Origin of the sequence: Rhizobium sp. BK661 (assembly GCF_024808825.1) — a bacterium.
In the GTDB taxonomy this organism is placed as follows: domain Bacteria; phylum Pseudomonadota; class Alphaproteobacteria; order Rhizobiales; family Rhizobiaceae; genus Rhizobium.
The window spans coordinates 12,917-28,311 of the sequence record NZ_JANTYT010000006.1; the positions used below are offsets into that span (position 1 = coordinate 12,917).

At 59.9% G+C, this 15,395-nt stretch carries 21 protein-coding genes; 7 read left to right on the plus strand and 14 right to left on the minus strand.

The window, feature by feature from the left end:
• The first annotated feature begins 4 nt into the window (after window positions 1–4).
• Window positions 5–763 (plus strand): DNA repair protein RecO, encoded by a 759-nt coding sequence (recO, locus tag FHX16_RS14390; protein ID WP_183859461.1) that lies wholly within the window; start codon window positions 5–7, stop codon window positions 761–763.
• Window positions 764–871: 108 nt separating this feature from the next.
• Entirely contained in the window at window positions 872–1,873 is a 1,002-nt protein-coding gene (locus tag FHX16_RS14395; protein ID WP_183859459.1) for an aldo/keto reductase, read from the plus strand.
• Here FHX16_RS14395 and FHX16_RS14400 read toward each other — a convergent pair.
• From FHX16_RS14400 to FHX16_RS14410, 3 genes are all read right to left on the minus strand, one after another.
• Window positions 1,870–2,724, minus strand: coding sequence for an MOSC domain-containing protein (locus FHX16_RS14400; RefSeq protein WP_183859457.1), 855 nt, complete (start codon window positions 2,722–2,724; stop codon window positions 1,870–1,872). The genes FHX16_RS14395 and FHX16_RS14400 overlap by 4 nt on opposite strands.
• A 9-nt stretch (window positions 2,725–2,733) precedes the next feature.
• On the minus strand, window positions 2,734–3,378 hold the full coding sequence (locus FHX16_RS14405) for an HD domain-containing protein (protein ID WP_183859456.1): 645 nt from the start codon (window positions 3,376–3,378) through the stop codon (window positions 2,734–2,736).
• Between the two features lie 70 nt (window positions 3,379–3,448).
• Window positions 3,449–5,326 carry a bifunctional diguanylate cyclase/phosphodiesterase gene (locus tag FHX16_RS14410; protein WP_183859454.1) on the minus strand — a complete coding sequence of 626 codons (1,878 nt, stop codon included), beginning with the start codon at window positions 5,324–5,326 and terminating at the stop codon, window positions 3,449–3,451.
• A 457-nt stretch (window positions 5,327–5,783) separates the two neighbouring features.
• On the opposite strand from FHX16_RS14410, the gene FHX16_RS14415 reads away from it, so the two are divergent.
• The gene (locus tag FHX16_RS14415) at window positions 5,784–6,092 is read left to right on the plus strand and encodes a hypothetical protein (protein ID WP_183751638.1); all 309 of its coding nucleotides are present in this window, start codon (window positions 5,784–5,786) and stop codon (window positions 6,090–6,092) included.
• 123 nt (window positions 6,093–6,215) lie between these two features.
• Window positions 6,216–6,731: a superoxide dismutase family protein gene (locus FHX16_RS14420; protein WP_183859452.1), complete on the plus strand. Its 516-nt coding sequence runs from the start codon at window positions 6,216–6,218 to the stop codon at window positions 6,729–6,731.
• Window positions 6,732–6,742: 11 nt separating this feature from the next.
• Here FHX16_RS14420 and FHX16_RS14425 read toward each other — a convergent pair whose 3' ends face one another.
• The 8 genes from FHX16_RS14425 to FHX16_RS14460 all read right to left on the minus strand — a co-directional run bounded on the left by FHX16_RS14425 (window position 6,743) and on the right by FHX16_RS14460 (window position 11,419).
• A complete protein-coding gene (locus FHX16_RS14425) occupies window positions 6,743–7,318 on the minus strand; it encodes a hypothetical protein (RefSeq protein ID WP_183859450.1) in 576 nt (191 codons plus the stop codon).
• A 36-nt stretch (window positions 7,319–7,354) separates the two neighbouring features.
• On the minus strand, window positions 7,355–7,891 hold the full coding sequence (locus FHX16_RS14430; RefSeq protein ID WP_183859448.1) for a tyrosine phosphatase family protein: 537 nt from the start codon (window positions 7,889–7,891) through the stop codon (window positions 7,355–7,357).
• The gene (locus FHX16_RS14435) at window positions 7,888–8,493 is read right to left on the minus strand and encodes a YfbR-like 5'-deoxynucleotidase (protein ID WP_183859447.1); all 606 of its coding nucleotides are present in this window, start codon (window positions 8,491–8,493) and stop codon (window positions 7,888–7,890) included. The genes FHX16_RS14430 and FHX16_RS14435 overlap by 4 nt, the downstream gene beginning before the upstream one ends.
• A complete protein-coding gene (locus FHX16_RS14440) occupies window positions 8,490–9,323 on the minus strand; it encodes a folate-binding protein YgfZ (protein WP_183859445.1) in 834 nt (277 codons plus the stop codon). The genes FHX16_RS14435 and FHX16_RS14440 overlap by 4 nt, the downstream gene beginning before the upstream one ends.
• 62 nt (window positions 9,324–9,385) lie before the next feature.
• Complete coding sequence (locus FHX16_RS14445) at window positions 9,386–10,132, minus strand: hypothetical protein (RefSeq protein WP_183859443.1); 747 nt, start codon at window positions 10,130–10,132, stop codon at window positions 9,386–9,388.
• A gap of 17 nt (window positions 10,133–10,149) precedes the next feature.
• Entirely contained in the window at window positions 10,150–10,407 is a 258-nt protein-coding gene (locus FHX16_RS14450) for a hypothetical protein (protein ID WP_114712503.1), read from the minus strand.
• Window positions 10,408–10,507: 100 nt separating this feature from the next.
• Window positions 10,508–10,939, minus strand: a complete 432-nt coding sequence (locus FHX16_RS14455) for a TIGR02301 family protein (protein WP_183860717.1) — start codon at window positions 10,937–10,939, stop codon at window positions 10,508–10,510.
• Between the two features lie 60 nt (window positions 10,940–10,999).
• Window positions 11,000–11,419, minus strand: coding sequence for an NUDIX domain-containing protein (locus FHX16_RS14460; protein WP_183859441.1), 420 nt, complete (start codon window positions 11,417–11,419; stop codon window positions 11,000–11,002).
• A gap of 88 nt (window positions 11,420–11,507) precedes the next feature.
• On the opposite strand from FHX16_RS14460, the gene FHX16_RS14465 reads away from it, so the two are divergent.
• The 3 genes from FHX16_RS14465 to FHX16_RS14475 are packed head-to-tail and all read left to right on the plus strand — an operon-like array spanning window position 11,508 to window position 13,297.
• A complete protein-coding gene (locus FHX16_RS14465) occupies window positions 11,508–11,828 on the plus strand; it encodes a YnfA family protein (RefSeq protein ID WP_183859439.1) in 321 nt (106 codons plus the stop codon).
• Window positions 11,829–11,870: 42 nt separating this feature from the next.
• Window positions 11,871–12,635 carry an SOS response-associated peptidase gene (locus FHX16_RS14470; protein WP_183859437.1) on the plus strand — a complete coding sequence of 255 codons (765 nt, stop codon included), beginning with the start codon at window positions 11,871–11,873 and terminating at the stop codon, window positions 12,633–12,635.
• A gap of 38 nt (window positions 12,636–12,673) precedes the next feature.
• Entirely contained in the window at window positions 12,674–13,297 is a 624-nt protein-coding gene (locus tag FHX16_RS14475; RefSeq protein WP_183859435.1) for a LysE/ArgO family amino acid transporter, read from the plus strand.
• Between the two features lie 131 nt (window positions 13,298–13,428).
• Here the strand turns inward: FHX16_RS14475 and FHX16_RS14480 are convergent, their stop codons facing one another.
• The 3 genes from FHX16_RS14480 to FHX16_RS14490 all read right to left on the minus strand — a co-directional run bounded on the left by FHX16_RS14480 (window position 13,429) and on the right by FHX16_RS14490 (window position 15,293).
• The gene (locus FHX16_RS14480) at window positions 13,429–13,569 is read right to left on the minus strand and encodes a hypothetical protein (RefSeq protein ID WP_183751616.1); all 141 of its coding nucleotides are present in this window, start codon (window positions 13,567–13,569) and stop codon (window positions 13,429–13,431) included.
• Window positions 13,570–13,728: 159 nt separating this feature from the next.
• Entirely contained in the window at window positions 13,729–14,577 is an 849-nt protein-coding gene (pssA, locus tag FHX16_RS14485) for a CDP-diacylglycerol--serine O-phosphatidyltransferase (protein WP_114712176.1), read from the minus strand.
• A gap of 17 nt (window positions 14,578–14,594) precedes the next feature.
• A complete protein-coding gene (locus tag FHX16_RS14490; RefSeq protein ID WP_016553405.1) occupies window positions 14,595–15,293 on the minus strand; it encodes a phosphatidylserine decarboxylase in 699 nt (232 codons plus the stop codon).
• Window positions 15,294–15,395: the final 102 nt, after the last annotated feature.

A 15,395-nucleotide genomic window follows, 5' to 3' on the forward strand; every position in this document is an offset into this window, starting at 1 on the left:
TCCGATGCAGTGGCACGACCGAGCAATCATCTTGGGCGTCAAGCGCCACGGCGAGAACAGCGTTATTGCCGAGGTGATGACGCGCGAGCGCGGACGCCATCTCGGAATGGTCCGCTCCGGCCGGTCGCGGGCCATGCAGCCTGTGCTCCAGGCTGGGAACGAGGTCGAGGTCACGTGGCGAGCCCGTCTCGACGAGCACCTTGGCGAATTTCGAGTCGAACCGTTGACGTTGCGGGCCGCGCGCTTGATGGAAACGGCAACCGCCGTCTATGGCGTGCAGGCGATGGGCGCGTTGCTACGCTTGTTGCCGGAACGCGATCCGCATCCGCACCTGTTCGAAGCTCTCGAGGTCATCCTCGACAATCTCCACAATCCGGCCGACGCAGGCGAACTCTTCGTTCGCTTCGAACTCGCTGTGCTGAACGACCTTGGTTTTGGCCTCGATCTGACCGAATGTGCCGCGACCGGCACGCGTTCCGACCTCGCCTACGTGTCGCCGAAGTCGGGCAGGGCGGTCAGTCGGGCTGCGGGTGCACCGTGGGCTGACAAGATGCTGCTGCTGCCCCCGTTCCTCAATAGCGAGCAGAACCGTGCGGCCGACATCGACAGCCTCAATGCCGCGTTCCGGTTGACGGCATTCTTTCTGCATCGCCATGTCTATGAGCCGCGTGGCGTGGAGGCGGCAGCGGCGCGCGAAGGCTTCGTACAGGCGGCTCTGAAGGCGCTAAAAGCCGCCTCCGCAAAGGACGGCTTGCCGGCCTGATCGACGGTTTTTCATGTTTGAAAAATGTCGTGCAGCGCAGGCGCTTTACGCGCCTCGGACATCTTCCTATGTCGATCGCATACAGCCCAGCGATTGGAGGAGTAGGCCATGCTGACCAAACCCGATACGACGACCACAATAAATCTTTGGAACGGCAATGAAATCCCGCGCCTGGGCATGGGCTGCTGGGCGATCGGAGGGCCGTTCTATGCTGGCGATACGCCGCTTGGCTGGGGCGAGGTCGATGACAAGGAATCCATCGCTGCCATTCATCGTGCAATCGAGCTCGGCATTCGTTTCTTTGATACGGCCTCGAACTACGGCGCTGGGCATTCCGAGGAGGTTCTTGGGGAGGCGATCGGCAACCGCAGCGACGTTGTCGTTGCGACCAAGTTCGGTTTCGCAACCAATCCTGAGACGAAGCAGGCAACTGGGGCCTTTGCCGACGCCGACTTTATCAGGCGGTCGGCGGAAACATCGCTGCGTCGGCTGAAGAGGGATCGTCTCGATCTGCTCCAGTTCCACTTGAACGACTTTCCGCTCGAGCAGTCGGATGACGTCTTCGAAACGCTGGAGAAACTGCGCAGTGAAGGTAAGGTCGACGCCTTTGGCTGGAGTACCGACTATCGCGATCGGGCTGCGCGACATGCAGCGCGTCCTGGCTTCGTTTCTGTCCAGCACACGATGAACGTCTTCGAGCCGGTGCCGGATATGATCTCGGTGATCGAGCGGCATGGACTGATCTCGATCAACCGCGGGCCGCTGGCGATGGGATTGCTCAGCGGAAAATTCAGCGCCGACACGAAGGTCGGTGACAAGGATGTTCGCGGAGCGAGCCTGGATTGGATGATCTATTTCAAGGATGGGCGCATCGCGCCGGAGTTCGCCGCGAGACTTGAGGCGGTGCGCGAGCTGCTGAAGTCGGGCGGTCGAACGCTCACGCAGGGCGCGCTGGCGTGGCTGTGGGCGCGCTCGTCCCGAACTTTGCCGATCCCGGGCTTCCGAACCGTCGCCCAGGTTGAAGAGAATGCCGGCGCGCTGGCCGCAGGCCCGCTACCTGCTGCGGTGATGACGGAAATCGACGAGACTCTTGCTCAGCTTCGGACTTAGGCGCGGTTGCGCACCTTGAAGGTCCAACCCTCGGGTCTTTCTTCGACAACTCTGACTGTATCGCCAACCGTGATCCTGCCGGTTCCGCGCGGGGTGACATTCCAACCAAAGAGCGGGCCGGGTACGCGCCGGTCCGCTGACATCCGAATGCGACCCATGGCCGGCATCGGATTCGGAACGTCGCGCGATCCGGTCGATTGGTCCTGCGTCGTCATGATGCAACGCGCACAGGGTTTGACCAGATCAAAACGAATGCCGCCGATTTCGATCGCCGCCCAACGGTCCTCCTTCCAAGCCTCTTCCGTATCGACCACGATATTGGGCCGGAACCGCTCCATGCCGACGCGGCCTTCGCCGTGTGTCTCCAGGTCGGCATTCAGCGCCCGCAGGGAGCCGGTTGTCGTCACCAGGATCTGGTAGCCATCGGCGAACGTGACCGGCGTGCCTTCGCCGGCCCATTCTGCGCTGGCGGAACGCTTGGCATCCTGATCGAAGAAGACCAGCTTCACATCTCGACCAAGCCATTCCGAGAGTTGGTGATTGCTGGCGTCGTCGGCAACTGCGGCATTGACGATGGACTTCCAGATCGAAACATCCATCCGCTTCGCGGCCATAGGGATCAGCGCAACCATCTGCTTGTCGCCCATGCTGAGATGGAGCTGCGAAGGCCCGGCCTGAACACCGATGCGAGCGAGGTCCGGCAATTCGCGTTGCGTGATGAAGTGTCCGTCCCTGTCGGTGATCATCGCACGCCGGTCGCCCGGAAGCCCAAATGCATCGATCTCTGACGACTCCAGCGCGATGCCTCGGGTGCTCTTGAGCGGATAGATGAAAAGATCGGTAATGCGCATCAAGTGCTCCTAGATTTCGTCCATGAATGCCGCGAGGAAGTCGCGTAGCCGTTGATCGCGCTCTGCCGCAAGCGCGCGTCCGGCCTTAGTTTGAAAGCCATCGGCCAGTTTGAACAGTTTGGTCTGAAAGTGGTCGATGACGAAGCGCTTGTCGTCCAGTTGGCGATTGCTGCCGGAAGGATCGAATGGATCGTAGAGTGCCGATGACATTCGGCCACCGATGTAGAAGCAGCGACCAGCCCCGATCATACCTATTGCATCCAGCCGGTCGGCATCCTGCAGTATTTTCGCCTCCAGTGTTTCTGGCGCAACGTTGGCCGAGAAGCTATGCGTGACAATGGCGTGCGCCACGGCTGCGATGTCGTCGCCGTCCCAGTCAAGCTCAGCGAGAACGGCCGATGCCTTCTCTGCCGCCAGCAGAGAGGCCTTCGATCGCATAGGGGAGTTCTTTTCCACGGCGACGCAGTCATGCAGGAGGACGGCGGCAGCAAGGATTCTCGCATCACCACCCTCGAGAGCCTGGATCCGCATTGCGTTCTTGAAGACCCGCAGCACATGCGCAATGTCATGCGAACCGTCGTCGCCTTCTGACGAGTGGATCACGAGATCGCTGGCAAGCTTTTCAAAAGGAGCGAAGGCCTTGGCCTGGAACATGGGATCACCGTGTTGGAAGAATGGTGTCCTTCCATAAACGCCGGAACCAAGAGTCGCAACGAGCTGCCGTTCAGCTCGCCTTGAACCTTTCGTGTTCCGGCAGCTGTGACAGCAGGTAAGGGACCTCAACGGCAGGCCGTGGCGGGCTGATGTGATAGCCTTGGATTTCATCGCACGCTTCAGACCGAAGTAAGGCCATTTGCTCGGCCGTTTCTACCCCCTCCACCGTTACGCGCATGCCGAGCGCGTCACCGAGAAGAATGATGGCGCGCATGATCGCAAAGGCTTCCTTGTCTTCGACGATGCCGTTGACGAACGACTTGTCGATCTTGATCTTGTCGAACGGAAACCGCCGGAGATAGCTGAGGGACGAATAGCCGGTGCCAAAATCGTCCATGCCGATGCGAATGCCGCTTTGCTTGAGCACGTGCAGGATCGGCAGAGCCTCATCGAGATTTTCCATCAGCACGCTTTCGGTGATCTCGATTTCCAAGCGACCGGCCGCAAGCCCGGCTTCAGCAAGGGCTGCCGCGACGTCGCTTGGGAGGTCACTGTCCGTGAATTGAATGGCCGATACGTTGACCGCGACCTTGATATCCTCAGGCCAGTAAACGGCATCGCGGCACGCGCGGCGCAGCACCCAGCGGCCAATGTCGACCACGAGACCGACCTCTTCGGCGAGGGGGATGAATTCCAGCGGCGGCACCCGACCGCGCGTCGGGTGGTTCCACCGCACGAGCGCCTCGAACCCGCAGATACGTTGCTGGCTGAGGTCGTAGAGCGGCTGATAGTGGAGCTCGAATTCCTCGCGCTCGACGGCCTTTCGCAAATCCGCTTCCAGTGCATGCCGCGCCTCGATTTGCGCTTCCATGTCGGCGGTGAAAAAGCGCTCGCCCTTTCCGCCGCTGCTCTTGGCGTGCGACAGTGCGACCCCGGCATGCTTCAGCAGGATATCGGTCTCCGTTCCATCTTGTGAACTGATGGCGATACCCATCGACACGCTGAGCTCGACGGCCTTCTCGCCCCGGAAGAACGGTTCCGACAGTTCCCGCCGGATTTGATCGGCAAGAGCCGTGACATTCCATGGCTGCTGGCGGCCGGATTGCAAAATCGCGAATTCGTCGGAGCCGAGGCGCGCCAAGACGTTGCCGGCGCCTGCCGACATGCGGATGCGCTCGGCGACCTGCCGCAGGATCTTGTCTCCGGCCGAAACGCCGAGGGTGTTGTTGATCGATTTGAAGCGGTCAAGATTGAGGTGTACGAGTGCGATCTGTTCGTCCGGTTTGCGGCCGAGCAGTGCTGCGTCGATGCGTTCCCTGAGGCTGATGCGGTTTGGAAGCCCAGTCAGCGGATCGTGATGAGCAAGGTAGGCGATCCGTTCGGCCGCCCGGCGCTCCTCGGTGATGTCTGCGTGGATGGAAATGTTGCTGCCATCGGGCAGAACGGTGATAACGCTCCGGATCGTCCGTCCGTCATCCATCATCCATTCGCGGTGACGGATGTGTCCGCCCTGCGGGCTGGCGTCACGCAAACGGGAAACCTTTTGCTCGACTCGCTCGGTGCCGCGAACCTTCCCAATCAGCCATCCCATGGAGGCCCCGGGCGATGCGCCATCAGCGCTGAACCCGAAAAGCTGTCGGAAGCGCGTGTTGCAGACGATCAGGCGTTGTTCTGCGTCAAAGACGCTCAGCCCTTCTGGCAGGTTGTCGAGTACGATCTGAAAGAGGCGTCGCTGTTCCGTGAGTTTTGCCGTCGTTTCGGCAAGCGTGCCTTTCAGTCTGTCGGTGTCGTGGCTCAGCCGCTGAAATCGATGCTCGGTCGCCCGCGCTTTTCCTGCCTGCAGCCGATACGTCTCGACAACGAGATCCACCAGACGCTCAGCGTTTGCAGAGCCGTCCCCGCCGACAGCGCTCGTACATTGCTGCCGGAAGAGGGTCTCAGCATCCATATGCGGCAATCTCGATTTCGGGAGAGAAAAGCCGTTGAGCGGAATCCTGAGAGTCGCCTACTAGCCTGCAATTGCGACGCTGCGCGTCAGACATGAAAGAACCTTTTGAAGCAATCGAAAAACTATTGTCTGGGCAATTTAAAAACTCACGTGGCGCAGCGCACCGTGGAGGAGATAATCCCTCGGTCGCATTAAAATTCTATTGCACCGCAAACGAATATATCGTGGGCACTATATTTGAGTGGATGTTGTCGTATTGCCTTCAGAACCAGGCGAATTGAACGTAGGGCCCGGGCAACCGATGCTGGAAGATCACACTTTGTCAATCATAGTTAATGGCGTGTTAACAGCTTATTGACGCAGTGCGCAAATCAGTTTAACGACCGCTTAGTCTTTCAATTTCCCCATTTCGTATTGCGTACAAACATCACCGAAACGGCGGTGAGTGGAGGTTTGTATGAGCCAAGTTTCATCGGTTAGTGATACGTCCTACGCATACCTTGCGACATTGTCGCGGCTGGACACAAACGGCGATGGCGTGTTGAGCCGTGGCGAGCGGGCGGCTGATGAGAAGCCGGGCATTCTGAAGCAGCTCGGCGAAGAAGGTGGCAGCCAGGAATTCGCGCCCAAGCTGTCGGATAGCGTGCTTGCGTTCATGATGGGCACGCGCGAGAGCGGTAGCGTCAACTTTTATCCGCAGTCCCAGCAGAGCGCTTCATCCGATCTCTATAAGAGCACCTACGGTCAGTATGATCTCGACATCTGATCACGTTGTGCACGCTGAAATTTGCAGAGCCGGCCGCTAAGGCCGGCTTTTTCTTTGTTGCCGTTTCAGGAACAGCTTCGTGCCTCACACGTTGGAAACGACGACGCACGGAAGGAAGCTCCAATGAAAACAACACTCTCGATCGCCGCTCTGGCGTTCATATACGTCTCGTCGGTGGCAATGGCTCAGGAGAAGCAAACTGCCACCGCCGACTTTGTTGACAAGGACGGGAAAGCAAGCGGCCGGGCGACGCTGACGACCGCGGCAAACGGCGGTGTGCTGATCGAAGTAGAGGTGACTGAACTGCCCGCCAACAAATGGGTTGCCTTCCACGTCCACGAGACCGGCAATTGTGATGCTGCCGGCCATCACGAGTCAGCCGGAAAACACTTCAATCCCACCAATGCCGAACACGGCTTGTTATCCGCAAAAGGACCTCATGCCGGAGACATGCCGAACCAGTATGTGGACCAGGACGGTGTTCTGCGGGCGCAAATTTTTGACAGCATGGTCACCCTCGACGGCAAGACCGACGGCATTCGCGGTCGAGCGCTTATCGTTCACTCCAATTCCGATGATTATCGCAGCCAACCTGCGGGGGACGCAGGTGAGCGCCTCGCCTGTGGCGTCATCAAGTAATTCGTACCGACTCAGCGATAGTAATATCGCTCGGCATACCAATCGCTTGATGCCATAGGCTTGTCAGTCGCCATCAATCGCCCGACGCCGCTCCCTTCGAGCAGATCGGCAGTCGCGCGATCTTCGAGCCCCACGAATATGATATTGGTATTCTCACGCAGAAGGGGATCATCGCCCAATCCCGCTCGGCTGTCATCGGTCGCGTGCAGCAAGCTCATCTTCACGTAGAAGAACTCGGCCTGGTAATCTTCAACGCCTTCTTCGCTGAATGCATGCGCAACGTCGATGACTGATCTCTGAGGCCCATCGTAGACCGTGATAGTCTCATTCAAACCGAATGTCGCTCCATAGAGGGCGATCGAACGTGTCGGAACCGAGCAGATGGCGCCGTTTGTCACGTCCATCTGCTGGCCAAAGAAGCTCGTCTTGACACCATCGAGATCCCCGCGGAAAAAATAGGAAAATCGGTCCCGCGTGAGATAGATCGCCTGCCAGCGAAAACGGACATATTCATCCGACGCGCCTGTCAGGCTCTTGAGAGTGGCCAAGCAGCTTATAAACGTATCGCGATAGTTCTGCAGCGGCATCGATCAACCTCTTCTAGAGGGTTAACCGGTATCGACTCAAAACGTTCCGGCGGTTTGGTCGTTCAAAGTGAGTGCGAAAGGCGCGTTTCCATCCGCGTCCGCGCCCCTGCCGATGGAACGAACCGCGGCCACGAGCTGTCCCCGTCGTCCGAGCACGTCGTCACCAATCTGAACCAGCCGTGTATTCGGTGTGGCAAAGGGCGAGGCAGCGCGAAGCCGGCGAACGAGCACCATGTCCTCTTGTTCCGGAAAGACGGCGAGGGCGGCAATCAAGGCTGCCGCGGGTGATCGGGAGACGCCCATCCAGCAATGGATCAGCAGCGGCGCAACCCGATCCCAATCACGGGTGAAATCGATGATCTGCCGCACATGGGTTTCATCCGGCGCGACAAGGTTTCCGGTTCCCTTGAAGGCGATGTCGTTCATGTTGAGGAGCAAGTGCCGGTGCGCCTGGATCACCGCAGGGCGGTGAAAGGCCTGCTCCTTCGCCATCAGGCTGATCATCTCACGCGCGCCGTGCCTGACCGCCATCTCGGCGATCCTGGCGAGAGGGGCGACAACGATCGTGGTCATGCTTTGCTGCCCCGCATGGCCTCGATCGTCTCGAAGCGCTCGCAAAAGAGGCGCTGCGCCTCGACGGCCGGGAGCGGTGTCATTAGAAGCATGTCTTTCGTGATCCCGCGCGGTTGGCCGAAGAACTTCTGCGCCTCAGCCGGTGTGAACCCGGCAAGCTGTGTTGCTTCGAAGTAGGCGGCGATGGTGTCGGCCTTCTTGATCCTCTCCTTGAGTTCGCGTGTCGGGTGGGGTGGCAGGCCAAAGCGAAGGTGTACCGCAGCCTCCAGCCGCTTCTCGACGGCCTTGTATCCGCCGCCGACGACCGATTTGAACGGTGAAATCATATCGCCGATGACATATTCGGGTGCATCGTGGAGCAGCGCCATCAGGCATTGATCGGCTGTCGTGTCGTTCAGCCGACGGAAGATATCCTCCACGACAAGGCAATGCTGGGCGACGGAAAAGGCATGGTCTCCCGACGTCTGTCCATTCCAGCGGGCAACGCGCGCGAGCCCATGCGCGATGTCGCTCACCTCAACGTCGAGTGGTGAAGGGTCGAGCAGATCAAGCCGGCGGCCGGAAAGCATGCGCTGCCACGCGCGCGGCGCCTTTACCGTCACGCGCTGGCCTCGTCCGCCGTTGACGGAAATGTCAGCCCGGTCCAGGCAGGCAGTTCCAGGGTTACGGGGATGTCGCCTGCGAGCAGTGGCGTTTCGGCAGCCATGGCTTCTCCCGCACGGTCGATACGAACGATCGCAAGGCCGCCGTTCCCCACGACCGACCCAAGCGTGCCGACCGGTTTGCCGGCAGCGGTGATCTCCGTGCCGGAAGGTGGCAGGGTCGCCTCGGCCTTCACCGTGACAACGCGACGGCGCGCAGTTCCACGATGCTGCATGCGCGAGACGACCTCCTGGCCGACATAGCAGCCCTTCTTGAAGGACAGGCCACCGTTGAAATCCATCAGCACATCGTGCGGGAATGCGTCCTGAAGTGCATAGTCCTGTCCCGACTCGGCGATTCCGTTTGCAATACGCACGGCGTGGTAGGCGTCGAGGTCATCAATTCCGTGCTGCCCCGGCTGCCGAACGAGCGAAAGACCGACCTTGGCAAAGCGGCTGTCGACAGGCCCCTTGCTTTCGCCCTCCCAGGAAACGGTGACACCTTCGCCGGCGGTCGATAGGTCGACGGCTGCCCTCAGCTTGTACATCGTCAGCCGCTTAAGCAGCGCGTCCCGCTGATGGTCGTCGGTCTCCAGGACGAACCCATCGCCGTCCCGCCAGATCATGAAGTCGAACAGGATCTTGCCCTGAGGGGTCAACAGCGCGCCCGGCCGCGCCTCGTCGGCTGGAAGCGAGGCAATATCCGTGGTTATCAGGTTCTGCAGGAAGGATTGAGCCTCCAAGCCGCCGACGTGAACGAGCGAGCGGTTCTTCAGAAATACGGCTGGCATGGCGGCACCTGTCGCGTTCGTTATCGCTCAGAAGTATGTCTTCGCTGAGGGGATCGCAAGTCTCAGTCGCCGGCGGTGAAATACTTCCACTTACCGTCGGGAGTGATGCCCAGCCGATAGAAATTATAGCCGCCGAATTCCTGCATGTCGGAAAGGTCGCCGGCCGTCACGATTCGCAGCAATTCAACACGCTCGGGAGGCGTGAGAGCTTTCAGATCCTTTTCGGCGAAGTAGGGCCAGACGTACATCTCGTCAGCCGTACCCTGACCCACGTGGACAAAGCCGGTTGAGATGACGTCAAGCATGATCGCCAGGATCTCATCGCCTTCGGGATCACCCGACAGGTCTTTCAGCGCGCTGATCGGGTCGTCCGTCGGCTCGCCGACCGTTACCTGTGTCTGCGTGGCACCAGTGCCGAGCAGGGGACGCAGCCGCTCGAGATCGCCGGAAGCGGCAGCCTCGACGATCTGTTCCCGCATCTTGCGAACGGGCTCAGGAACCTTGCTGATATCGTAGATGACCTCGACAGGCTTCGAGTTGTCCTGCGCGCCGGGCGTCTTGTCGTTGCCTTGGCCGGCCTGCGAGTTGACCAACGGGTCGGGCATCGGCACGCCGGGCGCGGTCGGAGAGGGCGCCTGCTTGTCGCCGCCTTGCCCGGGAGCGCTCTGTTCAGTTTGTCCTTGAGTCTTTTGCAGCTCGGAAAGTGCCAGGGCTGACGTCCCGGTCAGAAAGCTGCTGGCGCTAAGGCCGATTGCAAGCAAAAGCGGCACGATCGCGGGCCGCGAAGCATTGTCCCTAGCGGAATGCATGAAACTCTCTGTGATCGTTATTGCAGGGTGCGGGTCGGAGAAAACTCGCCGGCGAGCATGCGCTCGCGTAAGGATTCCAATAGCGCTTCCGCGCTGTTTTCGCCATGAAGTCGAATGGTTTCACGTAGCGCATGGATGATTGCTGTATCGGCAATGATCTCGGGTTCGATCCCGTCTGCCATGCCGTCGGCCCAGGCTTCGTTATGGTACTCCAAGGCCGCCTGAGTCTTCTCATGAACGATCATGTCGTCGATGTCATTGAGGCTTGGTTCCATTGTCATTTCCTCAAACTGCATGCCTTACTGCGTAGTTAACAACCTTATCAGCCTTTTCCCAAAACGACACGGCCGCCAGTGAAAAGAGGTTAATTAACCGTTAATTTCCGAACCGCGACGTAATTTCTGTGGCAAGTGTTGCACCTTCGTTACGGTATCGCTCTTCTGCCACGATGGCTGCCTGCGTGCAATCCGTATAAACGGACGCAAAAGCACGGTAGCCGCGATTGAACGCGGCAGTGAGTTGTTCCTTGCGTTGCGGCTCGTCCTTGGCCTCTGAATCAAGCAATTGCTGCATTCGCGCGCGCCACTCGCCGCTGTTTTCCGCCTTGCAGAGAGTTCTCAGGTAGTGAACCGACCCCAATACTTCGGCAAGCCGCGAAAGCTTGTCGTCGTAGGGAACGGTGACCGTTTTTGGCGCATTTTCCTCCGGCAACACTGTCGGCGTTAGACCCTGTGCCCGTACGGGAGCGGGTAGGGCGGCGCTTGCGCATAGTGCAAGAGACAAGAACACGCGTCGAACGGGAATCATGCTCATAGTTGATACTCTGACCGTGACGGGAACAAGGCGCGGTCAAGAATTTCCACTGTCTTATTCACCACTGGATGCCAGCCGTTCGGCACATTCCAGCACGCTTTGCGGCACTGGCAGCCGGCGGATTTCCTCAACGGTGAACCAGCCGATAGCAGCCGCATCGTCGGCTGCGGTTGCGATGGCGGCCCCGTCGGCCTCGACGCGAAATACCGACAGAAAGAAGTGGCTGACGACAGCGCCGTCGGCGGCATGTGTCTTCAGATCGTATGTCGCGAAGAGCTCAGGGCTGTGAGCTGTTATGCCGGTTTCCTCCTCGAGTTCTCGCAAGGCAGCTTCCTCGGGCGTCTCGCCGGGCTCAGCCCGTCCGCCGGGGAACGCATACATGTCGGCCGACGGCGGATTGCGCCGGAGCACGAGCAAGAACCGGTCTCCACGCTGGAGGATAGCCGAGGATGCGGCCTTCGGAATTGAACTCATGGGATGCCACGTCGATCTTGTGTTGGCTTGCTTGGCGCCGCCGCCGTTCCACCGGATATATTGAACTCGGCGATTCGAAGGAGCTGTCGTGACCTATATCATCTATGCCGCTGCTGCAGTGTTCGAGATTGCCGGTTGTTTTGCCTTCTGGGCATGGCTGCGGATGGCAAAGCCCGCCTGGTGGCTAGCGCCGGGCATGGTGTCTCTGGCGCTCTTTGCATGGCTCCTTACCTTCGTGCCAACTGAGGCCGCTGGCCGCACCTTCGCCGCTTATGGTGGCATCTATATCGTGGCTTCGCTGATCTGGCTGTGGATTGTGGAAAACCGTGTCCCCGACCGCTGGGACATCGGTGGTGCACTCGTCTGCCTCTGCGGCACCGCCATGATCCTGTTCGCGCCGCGCAGCTGAGCGAACCTTGACCGCAGCGGATCGGAGTGCAAAGACACTCCTATGTGTGGACGCTATGCGCTGACGGTATCCCCTGAAGAATTGAAGGAAATCCTCGGGATCATGGATCTCGAGGACTTTCCCGCGCGCTACAACATCGCCCCGACCCAACCCGTCCTCATTGTCGTCTCGGATGAAACCCGCGAAAAGGGCAGCAACCTTCCGGAACGGCGCGCGGTGCTCGTGCGCTGGGGCTTTACGCCCGGTTGGGTGAAGGATCCGAAGCAGTTTCCGCTGCTGATCAACGCCCGCGCCGAAACTGCGATCGGCAAGGCCTCCTTTCGCGCCGCCATGCGCCACCGGCGCGTCCTCGTCCCTGCCTCCGGCTTTTACGAATGGCATCGCCCGAGCAAGGCGAGCGGCGAGAAGTCCCAGGCCTACTGGATCAGGCCGCGCCGCGGCGGTGTCGTCGCCTTCGCGGGCCTGATGGAGACGTGGTCCTCTGCCGACGGTTCGGAAGTCGATACCGGCGCGATCCTGACGACTGCGGCGAATGCGGCGATCGCTCCGATCCATGACCGCATGCCTGTCGTCATCAAACCCGAAGACTTTTCCCGCTGGTTGGATTGCAAGACGCAAGAACCGCGCGACGTTGCCGACCTGATGAGGCCGGTTGAGGAGGATTTTTTCGAGGCAATCCCCGTTTCCGACAAGGTCAACAAAGTCGCCAATATGGGCGCTGATCTGCAAGATAGGGTGAGCGTGGAAAAGCCGCCGTCGCGGCCCGAAAAGAAAAAGCCGGACGACGGCCAGCTCAGCTTCTTCTAATCCGATAATCCCACCGCATCATTTTTCCGGAACATTCCATGATCTCCATTTCGGCCGCACTTGCCGGCTTCTTCCTTGGCGCCTCGCTCATCATCGCGATCGGAGCGCAGAACGCATTCATCCTGCGCCAGGGTCTGCTCCGGTCGCATGTTTTCATCTTGTGCCTCATCTGCGCACTGTCGGATGCAGCGCTGATTGCGGCCGGCGTTGGCGGGCTAGGCACCCTCGTTGCTCAATCGCCAATTCTGCTCTCAGTCGTGACGATAGGGGGGGCAATCTTCCTCGGTTCATACGCCGTGGTGGCATTTCGCAGGGCCTTTCACCCGGGCGCAATGCAGGCTGATTCTCCGAGACCACTGGGTCTGAAGGCAGCCGTCGCAACCTGCCTGACCTTCACGTTCCTAAACCCGCATGTCTACCTCGATATGGTCGTCCTGATCGGCAGCCTGTCCGCCGCCTACAACGGAGTGGATCGCATCGCCTTTGGCATCGGCGCCGCGACCGCGTCGTTCATCTGGTTTTTCGGTTTGGGCTACGGCGCTCGGCTGTTGCAGCCGATCTTTGCAAGGCCAGCCGCCTGGCGGGTCCTTGACGTCATCATCGGCATTGTCATGGGACTGCTGGCAATCAGTCTGCTCGTCCGCTTCCTCCACCCGGCCTAGGCTTCCGGCCTGTCGGCAAGCAGTAACAATCAGTCGCGCGTCATCAGACGCGCGCTGCAATTTCAATTCGATGACGGAAATAGAAGCCCGCTCTGGGCTGTCGTTGTCTGCCGCTATGGCGGCTTCGATCGCTAGGCGAGCTTCTTGACGAGCGGTGGCTTGCTCTTGAGCATCAGGGCGGCCGCAAGGACGGCCTTCAGGCCGAGCGGGCGGTAGTTAGCGCTGAGGTCCGACTTTGCCGGCTGTTCGACGCTTGTCTTCTTCGGGGTCACAATACTCTCCTCACGTGCTGTCCCTAGACTCTTATATTTATTGCTCTTTTGCCTGCAATAGCGACAAAATCGAGGCGCCGCATATCAGGAATTATGAATCCAATGCATAATTCGCGAGGCTTGAGTCAGGCCTATGTCCGCAAGGAGCGCGGGAAAGTGTCAGATGTGGCGTCCGATATCGTCTTCGCCGACGCCGGGTTCCTCGATCGTCAGCGTGCCGTATTTGCGCTTCCATTTCCGGGCGCCGAACGGCAGCGTGCAAAGGTAAAGCACCGCGGTCACGACCATGACCTCCCAGGTGAAGCTCGACAGCAGGGCGACGTATAGAACGACGCCAAGCATGACCGGCAGCACGAGATCACGCCGCAGCCTGCTGCCTTCGGATTTGCCGGACCAGACCGGCAGGCGGCTGATGAGCAGGAAGGCGATCAGCACGGTATAGGCGGAGGAGAGATAGGCGAAGGTGCGATCCGTCGTGAGGCCGAGGAAGCCGAGGTAGACCGGCAACAGCACGAGCATCGCGCCGGCCGGCGCGGGCACACCGACGAAATACTCCGACTGCCACGATGCCTTATTCTCACGCTCGGCCATGACGTTGAAGCGCGCCAGACGAAGGCCCGCGGCGATGGAATAGATCAGGGCGGCGATCCAGCCGATCGAACGGGCCTGATCGAGCGCAAAGACATAGACAACGAGCGCCGGCGCGACGCCGAAATTCACGATATCAGCCAGCGAGTCCATTTGTGCGCCGAACTTCGACGTTGCCTTCATAAGGCGCGCTACTCGCCCATCGATCCCATCGAGGAACGCGGCAAGAAGCACCATGCCGACCGCCAGCTCGTACCTGTTCTCGAAGGCGAGCCGGATGCCGGTGAGGCCGGCACAGATCGCCAGAATCGTGATGAGATTCGGAATGATAAGGCGAAACGGAATTTCGCGAAGCCGTGGTCCGCGACCCGAATCATCCGGAGGGCCGTTCGGTTCGAAGGGCGGGAAGGGCGTTTCCATGTCGCTCTCCAGTGCTGTTAGCTTCGACGGCTGACGACCGGACCCTTGGCTGAGCCGAATTCGGCCAGCACGGTTTCTCCGGCGATTGCCGTCTGGCCGAGCGTCACCCGGGGCGCCGCGCCTGCCGGCAGGAATACGTCAAGACGCGAACCGAAGCGAATAAGGCCAAAGCGTTCGCCGGCATCCAGCGGGTCGTTCGGGTTTGCCCAGCAAAGGATGCGTCGGGCAACAAGGCCGGCAATCTGCACGACACCGATCTGGCCATGCTTGGTCTCGATGACAAGGCCGTTGCGTTCGTTGTCTTCGCTCGCCTTGTCGAGCTCAGCGTTCACGAAGCTGCCCGACCGGTAGTTCACGCTGACGATCCGGCCACGCACCGGCGAGCGGTTCACGTGGCAGTTGAAGACGTTCATGAACACCGAGATGCGCAGCATCGGCTCGCTGCCGAGATTCAGCTCGACCGGCGGTACGACCATCTGGACGGATGAAACCTTGCCATCAGCCGGGGAGATGACGAGATCGTCGTCCTGAGGCGTCATTCTCTCGGGGTCACGGAAGAAATAGGCACACCAGAGTGTCAGGATCAGACCGATCCAGAACAGTGGCTTGAAGATCCATCCCAAAACCAGCGATGCGACGAAGAACGCGGCGATGAAGGGATAACCTTCCTTGTGCACCGGGACGATGGTGTTGCGTACCGTATTGAACAAGCTCATCTATACCGCGCTCCTAGCGTTCTTTTCTCACCGCTGGTTACAAGGAAACCGCGGCGTCGGCAATGCCGCACCTCCTCGACCCACATCTATGACGTGCTTCTG